1 tRNA gene is annotated in these 1,216 nt (G+C 31.7%); it reads right to left on the bottom strand.

What is annotated here, in order from left to right:
* Window positions 1–17 precede the first annotated feature (17 nt).
* Window positions 18–93, bottom strand: a tRNA-Val gene (locus ACQKN3_RS20145).
* Window positions 94–1,216: the final 1,123 nt, after the last annotated feature.

The raw sequence follows: 1,216 nt of genomic DNA, 5'->3' as shown, positions 1-1,216 counted from the left end.
ACACCGGCATTTAGAAATGGTGGAGGATGACGGGCTCGAACCGCCGACCCCCTGCTTGTAAGGCAGGTGCTCTCCCAGCTGAGCTAATCCTCCAATGGGTATTTGCTGATTACTCTTTCGTAACCGCATGTCCTTTCTCTTAAGGACAAGATTTATAATATCATTACTTTTTTTATAATGCAATACCTTTTTTGAAATTATTTTTAAAAAATATATAAATTTCTATTTCTTCCATTCACCAATCGAGTTTGCTCATGAAAACGTTTACTTAGTATAACGAAATTCTAATATGTTTGACTGACTTTATCAAGACTTGTTTTTAATATTTATAAATCATTCTTATATAATTATTAATATTACTTATAAATATCAAGTGTTTTAGAATATACGACTACTTATTTATACATTTTATAGACTAAAGCTGTCAAGAAAATGTCTTACATTTATCATTATTTTTTTAAGTATTGATAGAAGATACATTTTAATTATTTCCACCTATTGCTTTCTTAATATACTCTTTATCTTTATATTATTTCCATTATCTTCTATATTTTTTATTATTCAATTATAATAATTTCTGTTTTTATATGCTCTTAGAATGGTGCAATTTCATTTGATGGTGTTTATGCATACCTCAGCTTTATTGGGATTCCACGATTGGGTGTTAAATCCTTGTTATTACCTTTTAAATTGCTTTTTAGCATTCTTTTTAGTGAACCAGGGATTTTGATACCTCTATTTGCATTATTAATGGGAAATCGATTTAAACAGCCTCTAACATAGCGTCAACTAAACTACTTGCATGTTCCCAACAGACCTTCATTAAATATCCGGAAAATCTCCGCATCTTTTCTGCTCCCGCCTACTATCTTGTTCTACCTTTATTTGTACACCCTCCCCCATAGTGATCGAGGAAGTTTCCTTTCACAGTAGCAATAAAATAATATTAGTTTAAAAGAAATTCTGGTTGTGGGTTTATTGAAGCAATTATATTTCAACACACGTTTTTTATCTATATTATGAGACAGCATAATATAGATAAAAAATTATTCAGCGCTTAAATCTAGCAGCTTTGTTTATTATCTTAATAGAGCTTTTAAGGCAACAAAAAAACGCTAAGTACATGTAACAGTACTTAGCGTTCTTCGTTTTCCTATGTATGACCCGTACGGGATTCGAACCCGTGTTACCGCCGTGAAAGGGCGGTGTCTTAACC

Source organism: Solibacillus sp. NPDC093137, assembly GCF_050280445.1.
GTDB classification, from domain to species: domain Bacteria; phylum Bacillota; class Bacilli; order Bacillales_A; family Planococcaceae; genus Solibacillus; species Solibacillus isronensis_B.
The sequence above is the reverse complement of the archived record's forward strand: the minus strand, read 5'-3'. Positions and strand labels throughout refer to the sequence as shown.